At 67.4% G+C, this 18216-nt stretch carries 20 protein-coding genes; 12 read left to right on the forward strand and 8 right to left on the reverse strand.

Annotated elements, in window-relative coordinates; all coding sequences use genetic code 11:
• Window positions 1-198: 198 nt before the first annotated feature.
• The 6 genes from QWY84_RS11460 (at window position 199) to QWY84_RS11485 (ending at window position 6248) form a co-directional block, all read left to right on the forward strand.
• Window positions 199-1911 (forward strand): FAD-dependent oxidoreductase, encoded by a 1713-nt coding sequence (locus tag QWY84_RS11460; protein WP_290202836.1) that lies wholly within the window; start codon window positions 199-201, stop codon window positions 1909-1911.
• Window positions 1898-2107, forward strand: a complete 210-nt coding sequence (locus QWY84_RS11465) for a DUF2783 domain-containing protein (protein ID WP_290202837.1) — start codon at window positions 1898-1900, stop codon at window positions 2105-2107. The genes QWY84_RS11460 and QWY84_RS11465 overlap by 14 nt, the downstream gene beginning before the upstream one ends.
• A gap of 22 nt (window positions 2108-2129) precedes the next feature.
• Entirely contained in the window at window positions 2130-2771 is a 642-nt protein-coding gene (gene maiA / locus QWY84_RS11470) for a maleylacetoacetate isomerase (RefSeq protein WP_290202838.1), read from the forward strand.
• A 101-nt stretch (window positions 2772-2872) separates the two neighbouring features.
• Complete coding sequence (gene hmgA / locus QWY84_RS11475; protein ID WP_290202839.1) at window positions 2873-4219, forward strand: homogentisate 1,2-dioxygenase; 1347 nt, start codon at window positions 2873-2875, stop codon at window positions 4217-4219.
• A 26-nt stretch (window positions 4220-4245) separates the two neighbouring features.
• Window positions 4246-5259, forward strand: coding sequence for a fumarylacetoacetate hydrolase family protein (locus QWY84_RS11480; RefSeq protein ID WP_290202840.1), 1014 nt, complete (start codon window positions 4246-4248; stop codon window positions 5257-5259).
• A gap of 38 nt (window positions 5260-5297) precedes the next feature.
• Window positions 5298-6248: an MBL fold metallo-hydrolase gene (locus tag QWY84_RS11485; protein WP_290202842.1), complete on the forward strand. Its 951-nt coding sequence runs from the start codon at window positions 5298-5300 to the stop codon at window positions 6246-6248.
• Window positions 6249-6299: 51 nt separating this feature from the next.
• Here the strand turns inward: QWY84_RS11485 and QWY84_RS11490 are convergent, their stop codons facing one another.
• A complete protein-coding gene (locus tag QWY84_RS11490; RefSeq protein ID WP_290202844.1) occupies window positions 6300-7070 on the reverse strand; it encodes a helix-turn-helix domain-containing protein in 771 nt (256 codons plus the stop codon).
• 124 nt (window positions 7071-7194) lie between these two features.
• Between QWY84_RS11490 and QWY84_RS11495 the strand changes: the two genes are divergently transcribed.
• The 3 genes from QWY84_RS11495 (at window position 7195) to QWY84_RS11505 (ending at window position 11859) form a co-directional block, all read left to right on the forward strand.
• Entirely contained in the window at window positions 7195-9069 is a 1875-nt protein-coding gene (locus QWY84_RS11495) for a TRAP transporter permease (RefSeq protein WP_290202846.1), read from the forward strand.
• A gap of 90 nt (window positions 9070-9159) precedes the next feature.
• Window positions 9160-10197 carry a TAXI family TRAP transporter solute-binding subunit gene (locus QWY84_RS11500; protein ID WP_290202848.1) on the forward strand — a complete coding sequence of 346 codons (1038 nt, stop codon included), beginning with the start codon at window positions 9160-9162 and terminating at the stop codon, window positions 10195-10197.
• Window positions 10198-10302: 105 nt separating this feature from the next.
• The gene (locus QWY84_RS11505; RefSeq protein WP_290202850.1) at window positions 10303-11859 is read left to right on the forward strand and encodes an alkaline phosphatase family protein; all 1557 of its coding nucleotides are present in this window, start codon (window positions 10303-10305) and stop codon (window positions 11857-11859) included.
• A gap of 21 nt (window positions 11860-11880) precedes the next feature.
• Here QWY84_RS11505 and QWY84_RS11510 read toward each other — a convergent pair whose 3' ends face one another.
• Together QWY84_RS11510 and QWY84_RS11515 are read right to left on the reverse strand one after the other, a co-directional pair.
• Window positions 11881-12081 carry a DUF2783 domain-containing protein gene (locus QWY84_RS11510; RefSeq protein ID WP_290202852.1) on the reverse strand — a complete coding sequence of 67 codons (201 nt, stop codon included), beginning with the start codon at window positions 12079-12081 and terminating at the stop codon, window positions 11881-11883.
• Window positions 12078-13775 (reverse strand): FAD-dependent monooxygenase, encoded by a 1698-nt coding sequence (locus tag QWY84_RS11515; RefSeq protein WP_290202853.1) that lies wholly within the window; start codon window positions 13773-13775, stop codon window positions 12078-12080. Before QWY84_RS11515 ends, QWY84_RS11510 begins: the two co-directional genes overlap by 4 nt.
• Before the next feature lie 94 nt (window positions 13776-13869).
• On the opposite strand from QWY84_RS11515, the gene QWY84_RS11520 reads away from it, so the two are divergent.
• Complete coding sequence (locus QWY84_RS11520) at window positions 13870-14655, forward strand: helix-turn-helix transcriptional regulator (protein WP_290202855.1); 786 nt, start codon at window positions 13870-13872, stop codon at window positions 14653-14655.
• 14 nt (window positions 14656-14669) lie between these two features.
• Here QWY84_RS11520 and QWY84_RS11525 read toward each other — a convergent pair whose 3' ends face one another.
• The 4 genes from QWY84_RS11525 to QWY84_RS11540 all read right to left on the reverse strand — a co-directional run bounded on the left by QWY84_RS11525 (window position 14670) and on the right by QWY84_RS11540 (window position 16628).
• Entirely contained in the window at window positions 14670-15158 is a 489-nt protein-coding gene (locus tag QWY84_RS11525) for a MarR family winged helix-turn-helix transcriptional regulator (protein WP_290202857.1), read from the reverse strand.
• Window positions 15159-15348: 190 nt separating this feature from the next.
• The gene (locus tag QWY84_RS11530; protein ID WP_290202858.1) at window positions 15349-15540 is read right to left on the reverse strand and encodes a hypothetical protein; all 192 of its coding nucleotides are present in this window, start codon (window positions 15538-15540) and stop codon (window positions 15349-15351) included.
• Between the two features lie 71 nt (window positions 15541-15611).
• A complete protein-coding gene (locus QWY84_RS11535; RefSeq protein ID WP_290202859.1) occupies window positions 15612-15758 on the reverse strand; it encodes a hypothetical protein in 147 nt (48 codons plus the stop codon).
• A gap of 48 nt (window positions 15759-15806) precedes the next feature.
• Complete coding sequence (locus QWY84_RS11540; protein WP_290202860.1) at window positions 15807-16628, reverse strand: hypothetical protein; 822 nt, start codon at window positions 16626-16628, stop codon at window positions 15807-15809.
• Window positions 16629-16800: 172 nt separating this feature from the next.
• Here QWY84_RS11540 and trhA point away from each other — a divergent pair, with 172 nt between their 5' ends.
• Window positions 16801-17484, forward strand: coding sequence for a PAQR family membrane homeostasis protein TrhA (gene trhA, locus QWY84_RS11545; RefSeq protein WP_290202861.1), 684 nt, complete (start codon window positions 16801-16803; stop codon window positions 17482-17484).
• A 59-nt stretch (window positions 17485-17543) separates the two neighbouring features.
• Here trhA and QWY84_RS11550 read toward each other — a convergent pair whose 3' ends face one another.
• Window positions 17544-17954, reverse strand: a complete 411-nt coding sequence (locus QWY84_RS11550; RefSeq protein WP_290202862.1) for a secondary thiamine-phosphate synthase enzyme YjbQ — start codon at window positions 17952-17954, stop codon at window positions 17544-17546.
• A gap of 130 nt (window positions 17955-18084) precedes the next feature.
• On the opposite strand from QWY84_RS11550, the gene QWY84_RS11555 reads away from it, so the two are divergent.
• Window positions 18085-18201, forward strand: a complete 117-nt coding sequence (locus tag QWY84_RS11555; RefSeq protein ID WP_290202863.1) for a 30S ribosomal protein THX — start codon at window positions 18085-18087, stop codon at window positions 18199-18201.
• The last annotated feature ends 15 nt before the right edge of the window (window positions 18202-18216 follow it).

Below are 18216 nucleotides of genomic sequence, written 5' to 3' on the forward strand. Positions count from 1 at the left end.
GGCGCGAATGCACCCGAGGTTGCTCGCTACCGGCGTGTGTGGTTTCCTGTTATTTAGTTGCGGACGAAACAATATAGGGCGCGCTCCGGATGATCAAGCACGACGTGCAGGTCGTGCCCGCGGCAATGGGGCGAAGCGCCGCAGACGTAAGCCGCCGTACCGGGTTCCGTCATGCCGGTGCGGCGAGGAGGAGAGCTTATGCCCAAGACGTATCAGAATCCCGTCTATCCCTACGCCCCGCCACCGGAGCTGGACAGCGGCTTCGGCCATCATCCGGTGGTCATCGCCGGCGGCGGGCCCACCGGGCTGGCGGCCGCCATCGACCTCGCGCGCCAGGGCGTGCCCACGGTGGTGCTGGATGACAACAACACCGTCAGCGTCGGCTCGCGCGCCATCTGCTTTGCCAAGCGCACCCTGGAGTACATGGATCGCCTGGGGTGCGGCCAGTCCATGCTGGACAAGGGCGTGACATGGCAGCTGGGCAAGGTCTTCTTCCGCGAGCGCCAGGTCTACGAGTTCAACCTCCTGCCGGAAGAGGGCCACCGCATGCCGGCGTTCATCAACCTGCAGCAGTACTACTGCGAGGAATATCTCGTGAATCGGGCGCGCGAGCTCTCCGCGTTCGTGGACCTGCGCTGGAAGAACGAGGTAACGGCGGTGGACAGCCAGCCCGAGGGCACGGAGCTCACCGTCGCCACGCCGGACGGGTCGTATCGCCTGCGGTGCGACTATCTCCTGGCGGCCGACGGCGCCAGCAGCGGCATCCGCGAGATGCTCGGCCTGGAGTGCGCCGGCCAGGTATTCCACGACCGCTTTCTCATCGCCGATATCATCATGAAGGCGGATTTTCCCACGGAGCGCTGGTTCTGGTTCGACCCGCCGTTCCACCCCAACCAGTCGGTGCTGCTCCACAAGCAGCCCGACGACGTCTGGCGGCTCGACTTCCAGCTGGGTGCCGACGCGGATCCGGACGAGGAGAAGAAGGAAGAGAACGTCCGGCCCCGGGTCCAGGCCATGCTCGGCGACGACGTGGACTTCGAGCTGGAGTGGTCGAGCGTCTACACCTTCCGCTGCCGCAAGATGGACCGCTTCATCCACAATCGCGTGCTGTTCATGGGCGACGCCGCCTGCCAGGTCTCCCCCTTCGGGGCGCGGGGCGCGAACGGCGGGCTCCAGGGCGTCGAGAACCTGTGCTGGAAGCTGGCGCGGGTGATCGACGGTGCCGCGCCGCCGGCGCTGCTGGAGAGCTATGACGTCGAGCGCCAGCGCGGGGCGGCCGAGAACGTCGGTCACTCCACCCGGGCGACGGACTTCATTACGCCCCGGACCCCGACCATCCGCGCGTTCCGGGATGCCGCGCTGGAGCTGTCCGAGCACTATCCCTTCGCCCGCTCGCTGGTGAACAGCGGTCGCCTGTCGCGGCCGTGCGTATATGACGGCTCGCCCCTGAACACGGAGGATCGGGACGGCTTCCAGCCCCTGCTCAGGCCCGGCTCGCCGCCGCAGGACGCGCCCGTGAAAGCCGATGGCGCCGCCACCTGGTGGCTCCACCTGCTGGGCGACACGTTCCACGTACTTGTCGACGGGCGGGTGTCGACCACGGAAGCGGAACGGCTGGCCGGTGAGCTGGAGGCACTCGTGGAGCAGGTGCCGGAGTTGGGGCTGCGTATCGTCGGCCCGGTGCCGGCCGCGCTCGCGGACATCCCGCGCGGCGTCGTGGTCGAGGACGAGCAGGGGTATCTGAGCGCCCGTCACGACCTGCAGCCGGGCACCGCGTACCTGTTCCGCCCGGATCAGCACGTTGCCGGACGCTGGCGCACGCTCCGCGCGGTCGAGGTGCTCCCGGCCGTCGAGCGGGCACTGGGGCGCGCCACGACAACCGCGGAGGAGGTCCACCATGTCGGAGCTTGAGCTGGAGTCGAACTTCACCGACCCGGACGGGTTCTACGCCGCGCTGGCCGGGATTCACCGCGACCGCGACGAAAAGACCAGCCAGCGGATCAATGCACGGCTGATCCTGATTCTTGCCAACCACATCGGCGACCAGGAGGTCCTCCAGGAGGCGCTGCGCATCGCCGCCGATACCGGGGACGACGATGCCCGCTGACGCGGGCCGGAAGGGAGGAAGCATGTATACGCTGTTCGGCTACTGGCGCTCCAGCGCCTCGTATCGCCTGCGCATCGCGCTGAACCTGAAAGGGGTTCCGTACGACCAGGAAGTCGTTCATCTCGTTCGCGACGGCGGCGAGCAGCACCAGGCGTCGTTCCGGGCCCGCAACCCCCACGGCCTGGTGCCGGTGCTCCGGGCGGACGACCGGGACCTGACGCAGTCGCTCGCTATCCTCGAGTTCCTGGAGGAACGGCACCCGGAGCCTTCCCTGCTGCCGGACTCCGCCTTCGATCGAGCGTGGGTACGCGCCGTCGCCCAGACCATCGCCTGCGAGATCCATCCTCTCAACAACCTGCGGGTGCTGAAGTACCTGGTCACGGAGCTGGGGGCCTCGGAGGATGCCAAGCTGGGCTGGTACCGGCACTGGGTGGAGCAGGGACTCGCCGTGGTGGAATCCCACCTTGCCCGGCTCCCCGGCGACTTCTCCCTCGGTGACCGACCCGGGTATCTCGAGGCGTGCCTGGTGCCCCAGGTCTACAACGCACGGCGCTTCCAGTGCGACCTGTCGCAGTGCCCCGCAGCGGTGGCACTGGACGGGCGCTGCAACGAGCTGGATGCGTTCCGGGAAGCGGCGCCGGAGCGGCAGCCGGATGCGGAGTGACGCGGGCGGTTGATTGACATTAGTTGCACGTGAAACTAATATCAGATCCGGATCGAATGCAACCCGCGTCACTGCGGCTGCGACAAGAAGTGGAGGAACCGATGTCTGCACAACGCCGCGTGCTCACCGAGAGCGCAGAGACCCTCACCTACATGCCGGGCTTCGGCAACGATTTCGAGACCGAGGCCCTGCCGGGCGCCCTGCCGCAGGGCATGAACTCGCCGCAGAAATGCGACTACGGGCTGTACGCCGAGCAGCTGTCCGGCTCCCCGTTCACGGCTCCGCGAACGGAGAACGAGCGTTCCTGGCTCTACCGGATGCGGCCGTCCGTGCGCCACGCAACCAAGTTTCAGCGTATCGACATGCCGTACTGGCGCTCGGCGCCGTGCAAGGACGACTCCGAGCTGCCGCTGCAACAGCTGCGCTGGGACCCGATCCCGATTCCGGAGGGCCCCCTGGATTTCATCACCGGCATGCGCACCATCACCACGTGCGGCGACAGTGACGGGCAGGCCGGCATGGCCAGTCACGTCTACCTGGTGAACCGGTCCATGGACACGGACTATTTCAACAATGCCGACGCCGAGATGCTGATCGTCCCGCAGGAGGGCGCCATCCGGATCTTCACCGAGATGGGCCGGATGGAAATCGGTCCGGGGGACATCGCCGTGATTCCCCGGGGCATGATGTTCAAGGTCGAGTTGATCGACGCCGCGGCCCGCGGCTACGTGTGCGAGAACTACGGCGGCACGTTCACCCTGCCGGACCGCGGTCCCATCGGCGCCAACTGCCTGGCGAACCCGCGCGACTTCAAGACGCCGGTGGCCGCCTACGAGGATCGCGAGGGCATCGACGGGCGCATTGTCATCAAATGGGGCGGCAGCTTCCACCAGGCGGCCATCGATCATTCGCCCCTGGACGTGGTGGCCTGGCACGGCAACTACGTGCCGTATGCCTACGACCTGCGGACGTTCTCGCCGGTGGGCGCAATCCTGTTCGACCATCCGGACCCGTCCATTTTCACCGTGCTCACCGCGCCGTCCGAGACGCCGGGCACCGCCAACGTGGACTTCATCCTGTTCCCGGACCGCTGGCTGGTGGCGGAGAACACCTTCCGCCCGCCCTGGTATCACCGCAACATCATGTCGGAGTTCATGGGGCTGATCCTGGGCGTCTACGATGCCAAGCCCGAGGGCTTCAAGCCGGGGGGCATGAGCCTGCACAACTGCATGCTGCCCCACGGGCCGGATCGCGACGCGTTCGAGCACGCCAGCAACGCCGAGCTGAAGCCGGAGAAGCTCGAGAACACCATGGCGTTCATGTTCGAGACCCGCTTCCCGCAGCATGTCACCCGGTACGCTGCTAATCTTGAGGTCCGGCAGGACAACTACGCCGATTGCTGGCGTGGTCTCGAGCGCAAGTTCGACGGCACCCCGGGCATCAAGTAATCGATACAGCGAGCAAGGAGTTCTGCATGAAACTCGCAACACTGAACGACGGCAGCCGTGACGGTGCCCTGGTTCTCGTGGACAGTGCGCTCCAGCGGCAGACCCGCGTTGCCGACATTGCGCCGACGCTGCAGGCGGCCCTGGATGACTGGGCGAGCCTGGAAGGCAGGCTGCGGGAGCGCTACCGGGCGCTGGAGGACGGCAGCATCGACTCGGAGCCGTTCTCGGAGCAGGCCATGCATTCCCCGCTGCCGCGGGCGTACCAGTGGGCCGACGGCTCGGCGTACGTGAACCACGTGGAGCTGGTGCGCAAGGCCCGGGGCGCCGAGATGCCCCAGAGCTTCTGGACCGATCCCCTGATGTACCAGGGCGGCTCGGACAGCTTCCTGGCGCCCCGTGCGCCCATCCGCATGGCGGATACCGCCTGGGGGATCGACATGGAGGGCGAGGTCGCCGTTGTCGTCGACGACGTCCCCATGGGGGCCAGCTACGAGCAGGCCCGGGACGCCATCCGGCTGGTAATGCTGGTCAACGACGTCTCCCTGCGCGGCCTCATTCCCGGCGAGCTGGGCAAGGGCTTCGGTTTCTTCCAGTCCAAGCCCTCGTCCGCCTTCTCGCCGGTGGCCGTCACCCCGGATGCCCTCGGCGACGCCTGGGACGGCGGCAAGGTCCATCTGCCGCTCAGTGTCGATCTCAACGGCGAGCCCTTCGGCCGTGCCGAGGCCGGTATCGACATGACCTTCGACTTCCCCACGCTCATCGCCCATGCGGCCCGCACGCGGCAGCTTTCGGCGGGCAGCATCGTGGGCTCCGGCACCGTGTCCAACAAGCTCGACGACGCTCCCGGCAAGCCCATCACGAAGGGCGGAGTAGGGTACTCGTGCATCGCCGAGCTCCGCATGATCGAGACCATCGAGCACGGCGAGCCGAAGACCGGCTTCCTGCAGTACGGCGACCGCGTGCGCATGGAGATGAACGACCGCAGCGGGCGCTCCGTTTTCGGCGCCATCGACCAGACCGTCGAGCCCTATCGGGGCTGACGCTGATTCATGCACCTTCGACCCATGGCGAAAGAGCAATGAGCAAGACATTCGCGTCGCAAGGCGACACCAAGGAAAAGACCATCTCCTTCAAGGAAATCGGCGAGGGCCTGTATGCCTTCACCGCCGAGGGCGATCCCAATACCGGGGTCATCATCGGCGACGACAGCGTCATGATCGTCGACGCCCAGGCGACGCCGGCGATGGCCCAGAAGGTCATCGAGCGGGTCCGCAGCGTCACGGACAAGCCCATCAAGTACGTGGTCCTGTCGCACTATCACGCCGTGCGCGTGCTGGGAGCGTCCGCCTACGACGCCGGCGAGATCATCACCTCGGCCAAGTGCCGCGGCATGATCGCCGAGCGGGGCAAGGAGGACTGGGACAGCGAGTTCGGTCGCTTCCCGCGCCTGTTCCAGGGGGCGGACAGCATTCCCGGGCTGACCTGGCCCACCATGACCTTCCGGGAGCACATGACCGTGTACCTGGGCAGCCGCCGCGTGGACCTGATGCACCTGGGCCGGGCGCATACCGCCGGTGATGTCGTCGTCCACGTCCCCGACTCCGGGGTGATGTTCTCCGGTGATATCGTCGAGTACTACTCCGCCTGCTATTGCGGCGACGCCCACTTCAAGGACTGGCCGGCGACGCTGGACCGTATCGCCGGCTACCGGCCGCGGGCCCTGGTGCCGGGCCGGGGCGACGCCCTCGTGGGCGAGGACAAGGTCCAGGAGGCCGTCAGCCTGACCCGGGATTTCCTCACCCGGACCTACGAGCCGGTGGCCGAGGTGGCGCATCGCGGCGGCACCCTGAAGGAGGCCATGGCGGCCTGCCGCAAGGCGTGCGACGACCGCTTCAAGGATTACGCCATCTACGAGCACTGCCTGCCGTTCAACGTGGCCCGCGCCTACGACGAGGCGCTGGAGATCGATACGCCGCGCGTGTGGACCGCCGAGCGGGACCGCGAGGTATGGGCGGCGCTGCAGTCGTGAGCGAGTACACCCGGGGCCGTCCCGCGGTCCCGGGAATCGTTCAGCGTTTCCCTAGAGGCGCTCGCCGAGAGCCTCCGCCGTTTCCAGGAGCAGCCCCAGGTACTGGCTGGCGGCGGTTGCCACCGTCATGGCCGCTGGCGGCCAGACGATATTGATCGTCGCCAGAACACGTCCGTCCCGCATCACCGGCACCGCGATGGCGAGCGGGGCTTCGGGGACCGGGGCTGCGTGACCCCAGTAGCCCGGTTCGCGGTGCGCATATCCCTGGTTGCGTATGGATGCGACCAGCTTGTCGACCCAGCCCGTGAGTCCGGCTGTTCGGTCCTGCTTGTCTTCCGAGCGCGACAGCCGTGCTACCAGCTCCTCGCGCTCGTCGCTCGGACAGTAGGCGAGGTACGCCCTTCCCAGGGCGGACCAGAGCATGTGCGGGCGAAAGCCAACCACCCGGTAGTTCAGGACGAAACTGACCCCGCGGCTCGTCTCCAGGATGCGCATGCGGTTGTCTTCGCGGACCGCGATGTCCGAGGGCCAGCCGGTCTGCTTCTGGATGCCGGCCAGCAAGGGTCCGGCGATCTCGCCCATGCGCTCGAACGAAGCGGGAACCCGGGTGCGGATGGTTAGCTCGGCGCGGAGCCGGTAGCGACCGTCTCCGAGACCGCGATAGACCCATCCCTGTTCCGTGAGGGTCACCAGCAGGCGGAGCGTGGTCGCCTTTGCCAGACCGGTATATCCCTGGATTTCCTGCAGGGACAGGGAATCGGCCTCGGCAAGCACCTCGAGGATCGCCAGCCCGCGCGCAACGGCCCGGATGCTCTTGACCATATCCGATCACCCCCTCGAGTGGTTCACCAGGTGAACCACTCGACTGTACAGCGACAGATCATCCGCGGAAAGTTGCAGGGACAATTATATTCGCCCTGCAGCAAGGGCCGGAGGAGAAGCAGATATGCCCAGCGCGAACTGGATTCCGTGGGCCATGGGGCATGTCCGCCACGCCGCCTATCTGGCACTGGCGCTGGCGTTGATCGCTGGTGCCCTCTACACGGCACGCTTCGGTGTCTACGACGATACCCTGGTCCGCGTCGGTGGGCTCGCCCTGGGTGTGCTGTTGCTGCTCGTCCAGCCCCGTGAGCGCGAACATCCGGCGAAGCGGGTCACCGACTGGGTCCTCATGGCGGTGTTCGTCGCTGCCATGGTGCGTTACGCAATGATTGCCGAGCAGCTCCAGGTGGGGCTGTATTTCCTTGTGCCCATCGATGTGGTCTTCGGCGTCGGTGCCGTCCTCGTCCTGCTGGAGATGGCGCGCCGGGCGGTCGGCCTGCCGCTGGTTCTGATCTGCGTGATCGCCCTGATCTATGCGCTCTTCGGCGACTCTGTCGGGGGCATGCTCAGCCATGCCGGGGTTACGCTCGACGACCTGACGCTGACCCTGTGGTACAGCTTTGACGGGGTATTCGGGCGTCCCCTGGCGGTGGTCGTGGGAACCATCCTGGTGTTCATCATCTTCGGGGCCCTGCTCGAGGCGCTCGGGGTGGGGGATGTCCTGCTGAAACTGGCTCTCCGGGGCCTGGGCTGGTTGCGTGGCGGCGCCGCGCACGCGGCAGTGCTTGCCAGCGCCCTGTTCGGCTCGGTCTCCGGGAGCGCCGTCGCCAATGTCGTGGGTACCGGGGTCGTCACCATCCCCATGATCAAGCGCTCGGGCTTTTCCGGGCGCTTCGCCGGAGCGGTGGAAACCGCGGCCTCGAGTGGCGGCCAAATCATGCCACCCATCATGGGCGCGGTGGCGTTCATCATGGCCGACCTTACCGGAGTGCCGTACCTGTATATCTGCGTCGCCGCTCTGCTCCCGGCGCTTCTGTACTACGGCAGCCTGCTGGCGTGCATCAGCGTGGAGGCGCGCCGCGCCGGAATCGAGCGCCCGGACCGCAGGGACCTGCCTGCCCTTACCGCGGGTGACTGGGTGATGTCGCTGGTGTTCGTGATCCCCCTGGCGGTGATCATCGGCATGCTGGTTGCCGGCTTCTCGCCGGCCCGCTCCGGCTTTCTCGCCATTGGCGTTGCATTGGCCATGGGATTGGTACTGAACCCGAAGGCGCGCTCGCTGGCCGCTTTGACCGGAGCGGTCAACCGTGCCGCCGGTGCCGGTGCCACGATTCTGGTGGCCGTTGCCGCGGTGGGGGTGATCGTCGGCGTAATGAATGCCACGGGCCTCGGCCTGCGTTTCGCCTCGGCGGCGCAGTCCCTGGCGGACGGCTCGCTGTTCCTTTCGCTCCTGCTGATGGCGCTCAGTTGCCTGATTCTGGGAATGGGCATGCCGACCGTGCCTGCCTACCTGATTATCATCCTGGTGATGGGGCCGGCCGTGGAGGCTCTGGGCGTGCCAACCATCGCGGCGCACATGTTCGTGGTGTATTTCGCGGTCATGTCGGCCATCACACCCCCGGTCGCCCTGGCGGCCTATGCGGCCGCACCCATCGCCGACGCCAATCCCATGGGAATCAGTTTCACCGCCGCGCGGCTCGCGCTGGTCGGCTTCCTGGTCCCCTTTGCCTTTGCCTACAGCCCGTCGCTGCTGCTCATCAGCGATTTCTCGTGGCTGGAGCTGATCTGGGTTCTGGCGCGGCTGGGCGTGGCGGCGTGGCTGCTCGCCTTCTTTGGCGCCAGGGGGCCCTGGTGGGCGTTCTTCGGCGCGGGCGGTGCCATCGCGCTGGTCATGCCCGTCTGGCCGCTCCACGTGGCCGTGCTGCTATTGATCGCCGGTCTGGAGGCGGTCTGGCTCATTCGCCGTCGATCTGCCCGTAGGGCGGTCCGGGGGCTGTGATCCGGAGTGGCCCTGGCGCCACCGAACGGGAAGGGAAGTACCGGCTACGGACGGCGACCAACACAACGCAACGACTGCTGGAGGAGAACCATGATCCATTCAATTCTTGCCAAAGGTGTCCGCCGCGGCGCGGTCGCCGCCCTGGCGGCGTCCACGATCGCCTGTGCCACCGCGGCGGGTGCCGCCCAGGACCTGCGTCTATCCACGCTCGGACCGGGCACGTCCCCGTACATCGTCATGAACACGTTCGCGAACATCGTCAACGCGGAGGTGGAGGACTACGACATCCAGGTCAATGCCACCGGGGCCGCAACCCGGCACGCGGTGCAGACCGCGCGCGGCGACACCCACTTCTTCATGTCGTCCCCGAACCTCTACCACATGATGGCGACCGAGACCGGCCCGTACGAGGGGATGCAGGGTGTCGGCCGGCTCGCGGAGAACCTGCGCACGGTCTTCAACTTCCCCATGGGCTTCTACCACGCCGTTACCTTTGCCGACTCGGGAATCGAGTCGTACGACGATATCAAGGGCAAGCGTGTCTTCCTGGGACCTCCGGGCGGCGCGGCGCAGCAGTCCACCAGCCTGCTCATCGAGGCGATTACCGGATACCAGCGCGATGAGGACTACGAGGTGGTGAGTCTCGGATGGGACGCGGCCGCCCAGAGCTTCCAGGACGGCCATATCGATGTCTACTTCAATCCGACCTTGCCACCCAGTCCTGTCATCGAGCAGATCGCGATGACCAATGACATCCGGCTGCTGGGTATTCCGCAGGAGATGGGTACGGCCGAGGCGCTCGGGCCGGCGGTCGCCCGGGCCGGGTTCCGGCTCGGCGAGATCCCGGCCGGCAGCTACGGCGAGGGCCAGGTCGCGGCGGGCGATATTCTGACCCTGGCCGTTACCGTGGGGGTCGTGACCAACGCCGATATGCCGGAGGAAGCAATCTACGAGATGACCAGGGCCTTCTGGGAGAACATTGATGCGCGCGCCGAGAATCTGCCGCTTCTACAGAACATCACCCTCGAGCGGGCGTTGATTGATATCAATACCCCGCTGCATCCCGGTGCTCAGCGGTATTACGAGGAGCGCGGCCTGGAGATTCCCGAGGCCGCGAAGGCGGAGTGAAGCCACGGCGGTTGCCGGTCGTCCTCGCCCGCCTTTGGGAGGGCGACTGGTCGATCGAACGAACGAGTATGCGCCGGGCCTTCTCCCGGCGCAGGAGTTGACGCGATGAAACCGAACTTTCTCTTCATTATGGCGGATCAGCTGCGGGCCGATTACCTCGGCTGCACCGGACACCCGACGATCAGGACGCCCACCATCGACGGGTTTGCATCCGAGGGCATGCAGTTCAACCGTGCTTTCGTTCAGGCCCCGGTTTGCGGCCCGTCGCGCATGTCCTTCTACACCGGACGGTACGTGATCAACCATGGCGCCACCTATAATAATGTGCCGCTGCGGGTCGGGGAGCCGACGCTGGGGGATCATCTGCGTCCGCTCGGCTACCGGGTCGCGCTGGTCGGCAAGACGCACATGCGTGCCGATATCGAGGGCATGGAACGGCTCGGGGTGGATCCCGGGTCGAGCCGCGGCGTGCTGGCGGCGGAGTGCGGCTTCGAGCCCTATGAGCGGGACGACGGACTGCACCCGGATCAGTCGGCGGATCCGGATCTCGCCTACAACCGCTATCTGCGCGCGAAGGGCTACGAAGGCGACAATCCATGGCACGACTACGCCAACGCCGCGGACGATGGGAGCGGCGACGTCGCCAGCGGCTGGTACCTGCGCAATGCGCATCGTCCGGCCCGCGTGCCCGCGGAAGACTCCGAGACGGCCTACATGACCGACCGCGCCATGGATTTCATCAGCGAAGCCGGCGATCAGCCCTGGTGTCTGCACCTCAGCTACATCAAGCCGCACTGGCCGTATATGGCGCCGGCCCCTTATCACGACATGTACGGGCCGGAAGACATCAAGCCGCCCAACCGCAGCGAGATGGAGAGGAAAAACGAGCACCCGGTGGTGGCGGCCTTCCGGCAGCACGAGGAGAGCCGGAACTTCTCCGATGACTCCGTGCGCGAACGGGTCATACCGACCTACATGGGCATGATCACGCAGCTCGATGACGAGCTTGCGAGGCTGTTCGCATACCTCCGGGAAAAGGGGCTGATGGAGAACACCGTGATTGTCCTCACCAGTGATCACGGGGATTTCCTGGGCGATCACTGGCTCGGCGAGAAGGACCTGATGTACGAGGAGGCCGAGCGCATTCCCCTGCTGATTCGCATGCCCGGCGGTGTCCGGGGGCAGAGCGATGCCCTGGTGGAAGCCATCGATCTGGCGCCGACGTTCGTGGACCTGGCCGGTGGCCCCAACCTGGACCATGTTCTGGAAGGCCGCTCTCTCGCCCCCCTGCTGCGCGGCGAGGATCCCGGCGACAACTGGCGTGATGCCGTGGTGTCGGAAATGGACTATGCCTGGCGGCATGCCAGGAACACCCTCGGCGTCGAGCCGGATGCGGCGCGCACGACGATGCTGCGCACGGAGCAGTGGAAGTATGTGCATTACCGCGGCTTCCGGCCGCAGCTTTTCGATCTCCACAACGATCCGGGGGAGCACCGGGACCTCGCGAATGAACCGGAATACTCCGGCATTCTCCGGGACATGGCGGATCGCCTGTTCTCCTGGATGGAGCGACGGCGTACCCGCATCACCGTCTCCAACGAGCGCGTGGCGAGTCTCACGGGCAAGGCCCGGGAGCGGGGCTATATCTTCGGGGCGTGGTGACCGTGCCGCGAGCACCAGGTATCACGCCTCGAGGTTCTCCCTCGCCTCGCTGATCGCCGCGTCGACCTGCGCCGGATCGCCCACCCGATGGGCCAGCGCCAGGCAGAGCTTGGCCAGGAACAGCCGTTCCCGGTCCTCGGGCAGGGCGTCGATGGTCTCCGCGATGGTCTCGTAGGCCGTTTCCAGGTCGGCGAAGGGCAGGGTTGCAGGGGTTTCGCTCATTGCTTGTTCCCTCCTTTCAGGGTGGCCAGTGCGTCCCGGACTTCCGCGGGCGCCAGCTCGCGCCACCGGGCGGCGATATGGCGGTCGGGCCGGACCAGGTAGAACGTTCCGGAAACGGCGCCGTAGGCATGGAACACGCTGCCGTCGGGATCCACCAGCGTCGGGCCGGGTGTCGCATCACAGGATGCGCGGCTGATGGTCAGGCACCGGAAGGGCATCGCGGCACCGGCGAGCTCCTCCAGGAGTTCCCGGTGGTTGTCCGGCACGTCACCGTCGGCGGTGAAATAGAGGCCGTTGAGGCCGTTCCCCAGGTGGTCGAGCAGGTAGTCGTCGGCGCCGAGCCTGCGGTTCACCAGGGGCGCGCCGGCGATCGGTCCTGCCGGGAACGCGTCGTCGCGCTGCCGGTGGCTGGTAATGGGGCTGTCCGCGTAGGTATACGGAGTGACCTGGCGCGGGTTGGCGAAGCCGCCCGCCCAGTCGCAGCTCAGCGCCAGGGACAGGGCGGCGTCGCGCATGAGCCGGTAGCCGCGGCTCGGCGGCGTCATGAACCGGGTGCTGCGGCCGGCGTTGGCGAAGACGTCCATGGTCGCCCCGCGCCGCTCCGGCGAATAGCTGTCCAGGAGCCCGTCTTCGGCCCAGCCGTGCAGTACCCAGGCGAGCTTCCACCCGGCATCGACGGCATCGGCCAGGCCGTTGTTCAGCCCGCGTACGCCGAAAATGGGCACCAGATGGGCGGCGTCGCCGATGAACAGCACCTGTCCGTGGCGGTAGTCGTCCAGCGCCAGGGTGTACGCCTTGTAGAGGCTCCACCATTCGAGCTCCCAGGTATCCGCTTCGCCGAGCATGGCGATGATGGCGCCCACGCGCTCGCGGATGCGGTCTTCCCGCACGGCGTCGTCCGGGTCCTCGCCCGGTGACAGCTGGTAGTCGATGCGCCAGATGGCGTCCGGCTGCTTGTGCACGAGCACGGTGGTGTCCGGCAGGGCCGGGGGGTTGAAGAACGCCCGCCGCTCCGTGGGGAAGTCCGACTGCATGCGTACGTCGGCGATCACGTATCGGCCCTCGTAGGCCTCGCCGTGGAGGCCCAGCCCGAGGGAGCGGCGGACGATGCTGCGCGCGCCGTCGGCGGCCAGGAGGTACTCGCTGTCGAGGGTATAGGCGCCTTCCGGCGTGCTCACCTCCAGTGCCACGCCGCCGGGGCCCGTCGACACGCCCGTCACCTCGCTCTGCCAGCGGATGTCGACGAGGCCGGTGGCCATGGCGCGCTCGATGAGGAACAGCTCGATGTACTGCTGCTGCAGGTTGTACATCGGCATGAACCGCTCGTTCTCCGAGTGCGCCATCGCCAGGCGGAAGATCTGCCGGTCGCGGAAATAGGTGCGCCCGTACTGCCAGCCCAGTGCCTTGCCGGTGAAGCGCCCCGAGACGCCCAGCTGCTGCAGGATCTCCAGGCTGTGGCGGGAGATGCAGATCGCCCGGCTGCCGTCGTTGACCGTGCTCTTGTCGTCCAGGACCACGGACGCGATGCCCTGGCGCGCAAGCTCCAGCGCCGCAGTGACCCCGACCGGGCCGGCACCGGCGATGGCGACGCGGTGCTGCACCCGGGTCCCGTCCAGCTCGGGCGGGTGCACGAACGGGTAGTGGGGATAGTCGAAATACAGCGACTCGTACGCGGCGCGGCCCTGTGGTCGCATGGTCGTCTCCTCCGGGCGTATCATCGAGCCTGTACCCTACATCCGCGCGGCGTCGTTCGTCTGTCCCGCAAAAGCGGGGACAGGAGGTGTCGGAGTGAACAATGCCGACGATGCAGTGCCGTCTGCACCGCCCGGTGGCAGGGAGGGCTTCCTGGCAGCGGTCGCCCACTGCATCGACGCGCTGCGCGAGCCCGGCTTCGAGGAGCGCCTCCTGGCGCTGTTGCGCCGCGTCGCGGCCAGCGAGCAGTGCATGATCTTCGCCTACACCGAGGACGACCGCGTGGCGTGCCTGCTGGCGGCGAACGAGCGCGACCCCGGCCTGGCGGACGTCCTTGCCCGGCGGTACGTCGACGGTGCCTTCCGGCGTGACCCGAATTACGCGCTGCTGCGCGGCCAGCTGCATGCCGGCGAGCCGTCGGTGCGGCCGCGGCGCATGGCGACCGAGGCCATGGCGCCGGATTACCGTTCGCACTTCTTCTCCTTCCCCGACCTCGTGGACAAGGTGTCCCTGAGTGTCCCCGGGCCGGAGACCGTCTACTACCTGAACCTCTACCGGGGAAGTGACGACGGGCCGTTCAGCGATGCGGACATCGCCTCGCTGAACGAAGTGGCGCCGCTGCTGGCCAGCCTGGTTCGCCGCCACTATGCGCCCGTGGCCGCGGACCGCGGGCAGGCGTCACCGGAGGAGATGGCGGTGCTGGCGCACCTGTCGGAGCGCGAGCAGCAGGTATGCCTGTGTCTTCTGCGGGGGCACACCGTGAAGACGGCGGCGCGGGAGCTGGATGTCGCTGCCTCGACCGTGGAGACCTATCGCAAGCGTGCCTACGCCAAGCTCGGCGTCCCGTCGCGGGCGCGGCTGATCGCCCTTTGCCGTCACTGAGCGGGGCCGTCCCGCTACCCGGCCTGGTCCATGGTGTCCGTGTCGTCGGCGTCCATGCGCTTGAGCTGGCGCTCCAGCTTGCCCATGATCATGAACAGGTCCCGGTACTCCCTGGCGGTGAGCGTCTCCACCAGCTGCGCCTCCCACGACCGTGCCGCCGGGACGAGGTCGCCCACCAGCGCCTCGCCTTGGTCGGTGAGCCGCAGGAACTGCACGCGCTGGTCCTCCTCGGAGGTGGTGCGATAGAGAATGCCCCGCTCCTCCAGCCGCCGGACGGCGCGCGAGACGCGGGCCTTGTCCATGTGCGCGTGCTCGCAGATCTGCTTGGCGGTGAGCACGTCCTGGAAGCTGAGCCAGGCCAGAACCCGCCATTCGGCGATGCCGATATCGAACTGCTGCTCGTAGATCGCGGACAGGGCCTCGCTGATGCGCTCGGCGAGGTGATTGAGCCGGTAGGGCAGGAACTGTGACAGATCGAGTTCCGCCTTGACGGGTTGGTCCATGGCCCCGCTCTCCTCGTGAATCTCTGCGTGCGGCATCGTATCGCACCGTCGGCGCCGGGCGAATCCCTGTACCAGCGTGGGCACAAGATGCTCTCGCGTGCAACCGTTATACGCAAGCCGATGCCGCCCACGGGAGGAAATATACCGCGGGGGCGGGGCAGGTCAATTGAGCTGGATCAAGCCGCCGGCGTCAGTGCGCCACCATGCACACGACGCGCTCGATTTCGTAGGGACCGCTCTCGCCGTCATGCCGCTCGTGGAAGTGGCGCTCCGTCGTCCGGCTGGCGGTATCCGGGTCGTCGGCGTCGATCTCCTCGACGAAATGGCGCACGGCGCCGGATTGGCAGTCCCGGAACTCGATGGTGCACGTGTACTGCGTCATGGTGCGTCCTCCTTGCCGAACCGCTATGGCTCTCCATTGAAAGCGTAGCAGGCGCGGGGAGGATGGTTGGGTTACGACTGGCCGGCGACGGCGCTCGCGGCGGGGTAGCCGGTAAGCCAGTCCTCGAGCCGGTTCAGGGCATTGTTGAGCTCGTCGGCGGCGGCCTCCAGCTCGCGAAGCAGCGGGTGATCCTGGGGCGCCGGGGTATCCTGCTCCATGATGGCTTCTCTCGCTGATGCTAACGGGATCCGGTGTCCATTGCGCGGTTATCCTGTGCTGCCGTGGGCGCGATTGCAACCCGGGGGAGTCCGCTCCCACTCCACGGCCGCGGCGTCCATGAGCTCCAGCAGGACGCGGCGGCAGATGCGCCGGATCTGCGGCGAGCACCGCTGCCGCTGCGGCAACTCCAGGTGCTCCTCGAGCTCCTCCATGAGCCGCGCCATCCGGCGCAGCGGCTGCAGCAGCAGGCGGTGGACGGCCTGGCCGACGCCGTCCACGGCGAAGCCGTTCTTCACGGACCACGCCGCGGCGGCGCGGCAGTGCCATTCACTGGAGCGCAGAATGGCCTGGATCCGCTTGATGGTACTGCGTACCGCGGCATGCGATGCCCGGCCGCTGCCGGGCTCGCCCAGGGCGTCCACCAGCTCGTCCACGGCGTCGGCCAGCTTACGGTTGTTCTCGATGAGCTGGCGCATGCTCCGTTGCGTGCGTTCCCGGCGGCGACCGCGGAAGGCCCGTTCGATGGCGGGCTGGAACAGCGCACCCTGGCGCAGCACGTCGGGGATCCGTCGGCCCTGGGTGGTGCCGCGGTCGTACCAGGCCAGGGCCTCCACGGCCGTGCGGGGATGGCACTGCTCCGCGGGCATGGCGGCCAGGCCCTCCAGCACGGTCTCGACGGCAAGCGGGGACGCCTCGCCATGCTCCCGCTCGAGCCGGCCGCCCAGGGCAAAGTTGAGGACGATGGCCAGCTCCTCCGCCTCCAGGAAACCGGGGCGGAGACGAAATGCCCGGGCGATCGCGTCGCCGTGGCCGGCCGCGATTGCTTCCAGGCGCTGCCAGTAGGTCGTGTCCACCGTACCGTCGCTCAACAGGACTCCCCGGCTTTCGCGCCGCACCGTCCAGGCGCCGCAAGCGCTCCCGGCTTCACTGTAGCCGAAAACGGTGCGGCATTGCATTGGCTCCGGGGTGCTGGGGCCGTGAACGAAGGCGTGGTAACGTGATCCGCCGAGTCAAGACGTCGACAGGCCTTGGGAGATACGGTTGAGCCGGCTCGTACGTGCATACACCCGGGCGGAGCAGTGGGTGGACCGCGTGGTCCACTGGATCGGGTTGAGCGGGGCGATTGTCGCCCTGGTGGCGCTGCTCATCGTTGCCGGATACATGGCGGAGGGATCGCCTTCGCTGTGGGCGAGCCTGCTGGTGTACGGCCTGGGGCTCATCGGCATGCTGGTCTGCTCCACCCTCAGCAATCACGATTTCGCCGAGCGCTCCCGCTGGGCGGGGCTGTATCAGCGGCTGGATCACGCCGGCATCCTGCTGATGATCGCGGCCACCTATACGCCGCTGACGCTGCACGTGGTCGGCGGCACCACGGGCTGGCTGCTGTGCCTGTTCATCTGGCTGGTGGCCGGTACCGGCATGGCCCTGCGGCTGTTCCGGCGCCGTCCGCTGCAGCCGCGCAGCTCGGTGGCACTGTATCTGTTGCTGGGGTGGAGCGGCGTATTCGCGCTCAAGCCGCTGATCTCGTCCGCCTCGCTGTCCGTGCTGATCCTGGTCCTGCTGGGCGGACTGCTCTACAGCCTGGGCGTGCCCTTCTTTCTCTGGCGGCGCTTGCCGTTTCATCGCGCCATCTGGCACGCCTTCGTGCTGTCGGCGGCCGCCTGCCACTATGCCGCCGTGCTCATCGGTGTCGCCCTCGCCGGCGGGGCGACGGCGAGCAGCTGATCCCCGGTCTTGCACGACTCGGCCCGGCCCGGAGCGGCCCGGTACCGCGGCGTCCGGCGCTACATCTGCACGGTCACCGTCAGGCGGCGCTGGTGGGGACGATGCCGCTGCTCCCACAGGTAGACGCCTTGCCACGTTCCCAGTCCCAGCCGGCCGTCGGTGACCGGAATGGTGAGCTCCGTCTGGGTCAGGGCGCTGCGCACGTGCGCGGGCATGTCGTCCGGGCCTTCCATGGCGTGCTCGAACAGCGGGTCACCGTCCGGTACGAGCCGGGCGAGAAAGCGCTCCAGATCCCGTTGCACCGACGGGTCGGCGTTCTCCTGGATCAGCAGTGATGCGCTGGTGTGGTGCACGAACACGTGGCACAGCCCCTGGCGGCAGCCGCTGTGGGTCAGTACCCGGGTCAGGTCGCCGGTGATCTCCACCAGGGCGCGGCCGCCGGTCGGCACGGTCAGGGTTTGTTGCTGCATCGGCGTTCTCAGGTCATCGGTTCCGGGAAACCGGTAGTCTTTCAATGCCTTCGGGTCATGGCAATACCCGCGTCACGGCTAGTACCATCCGTTACGCGACAGCGTATTCACCCATTCGACAGGAGGCTACATGGCACGAGGTGATCAGCGGTCCCGCCGGGGCAAGATCGCGCGGGGCTCCAACGGCAAGACGCGCCCGAAGAACGCCAACATCCGGCGCGCCCGGCGCGAGGCGGCGGGCAAGTAAGCCCGCATACCCTTT

Origin of the sequence: Aquisalimonas lutea, from assembly GCF_030409225.1 — a bacterium.
In the GTDB taxonomy this organism is placed as follows: domain Bacteria; phylum Pseudomonadota; class Gammaproteobacteria; order Nitrococcales; family Aquisalimonadaceae; genus Aquisalimonas; species Aquisalimonas lutea.

Coding starts and splice junctions, on each gene's coding strand:
- QWY84_RS11460 (WP_290202836.1), top strand. CDS start 199: ATGCCCAAGACGTATCAGAATCCCGTCTATCCCTACGCCCCGCCACCG.
- QWY84_RS11465 (WP_290202837.1), top strand. CDS start 1,898: ATGTCGGAGCTTGAGCTGGAGTCGAACTTCACCGACCCGGACGGGTTC.
- maiA (WP_290202838.1), top strand. CDS start 2,130: ATGTATACGCTGTTCGGCTACTGGCGCTCCAGCGCCTCGTATCGCCTG.
- hmgA (WP_290202839.1), top strand. CDS start 2,873: ATGTCTGCACAACGCCGCGTGCTCACCGAGAGCGCAGAGACCCTCACC.
- QWY84_RS11480 (WP_290202840.1), top strand. CDS start 4,246: ATGAAACTCGCAACACTGAACGACGGCAGCCGTGACGGTGCCCTGGTT.
- QWY84_RS11485 (WP_290202842.1), top strand. CDS start 5,298: ATGAGCAAGACATTCGCGTCGCAAGGCGACACCAAGGAAAAGACCATC.
- QWY84_RS11490 (WP_290202844.1), bottom strand. CDS start 7,070: ATGGTCAAGAGCATCCGGGCCGTTGCGCGCGGGCTGGCGATCCTCGAG.
- QWY84_RS11495 (WP_290202846.1), top strand. CDS start 7,195: ATGCCCAGCGCGAACTGGATTCCGTGGGCCATGGGGCATGTCCGCCAC.
- QWY84_RS11500 (WP_290202848.1), top strand. CDS start 9,160: ATGATCCATTCAATTCTTGCCAAAGGTGTCCGCCGCGGCGCGGTCGCC.
- QWY84_RS11505 (WP_290202850.1), top strand. CDS start 10,303: ATGAAACCGAACTTTCTCTTCATTATGGCGGATCAGCTGCGGGCCGAT.
- QWY84_RS11510 (WP_290202852.1), bottom strand. CDS start 12,081: ATGAGCGAAACCCCTGCAACCCTGCCCTTCGCCGACCTGGAAACGGCC.
- QWY84_RS11515 (WP_290202853.1), bottom strand. CDS start 13,775: ATGCGACCACAGGGCCGCGCCGCGTACGAGTCGCTGTATTTCGACTAT.
- QWY84_RS11525 (WP_290202857.1), bottom strand. CDS start 15,158: ATGGACCAACCCGTCAAGGCGGAACTCGATCTGTCACAGTTCCTGCCC.
- QWY84_RS11530 (WP_290202858.1), bottom strand. CDS start 15,540: ATGACGCAGTACACGTGCACCATCGAGTTCCGGGACTGCCAATCCGGC.
- QWY84_RS11535 (WP_290202859.1), bottom strand. CDS start 15,758: ATGGAGCAGGATACCCCGGCGCCCCAGGATCACCCGCTGCTTCGCGAG.
- QWY84_RS11550 (WP_290202862.1), bottom strand. CDS start 17,954: ATGCAGCAACAAACCCTGACCGTGCCGACCGGCGGCCGCGCCCTGGTG.
- QWY84_RS11555 (WP_290202863.1), top strand. CDS start 18,085: ATGGCACGAGGTGATCAGCGGTCCCGCCGGGGCAAGATCGCGCGGGGC.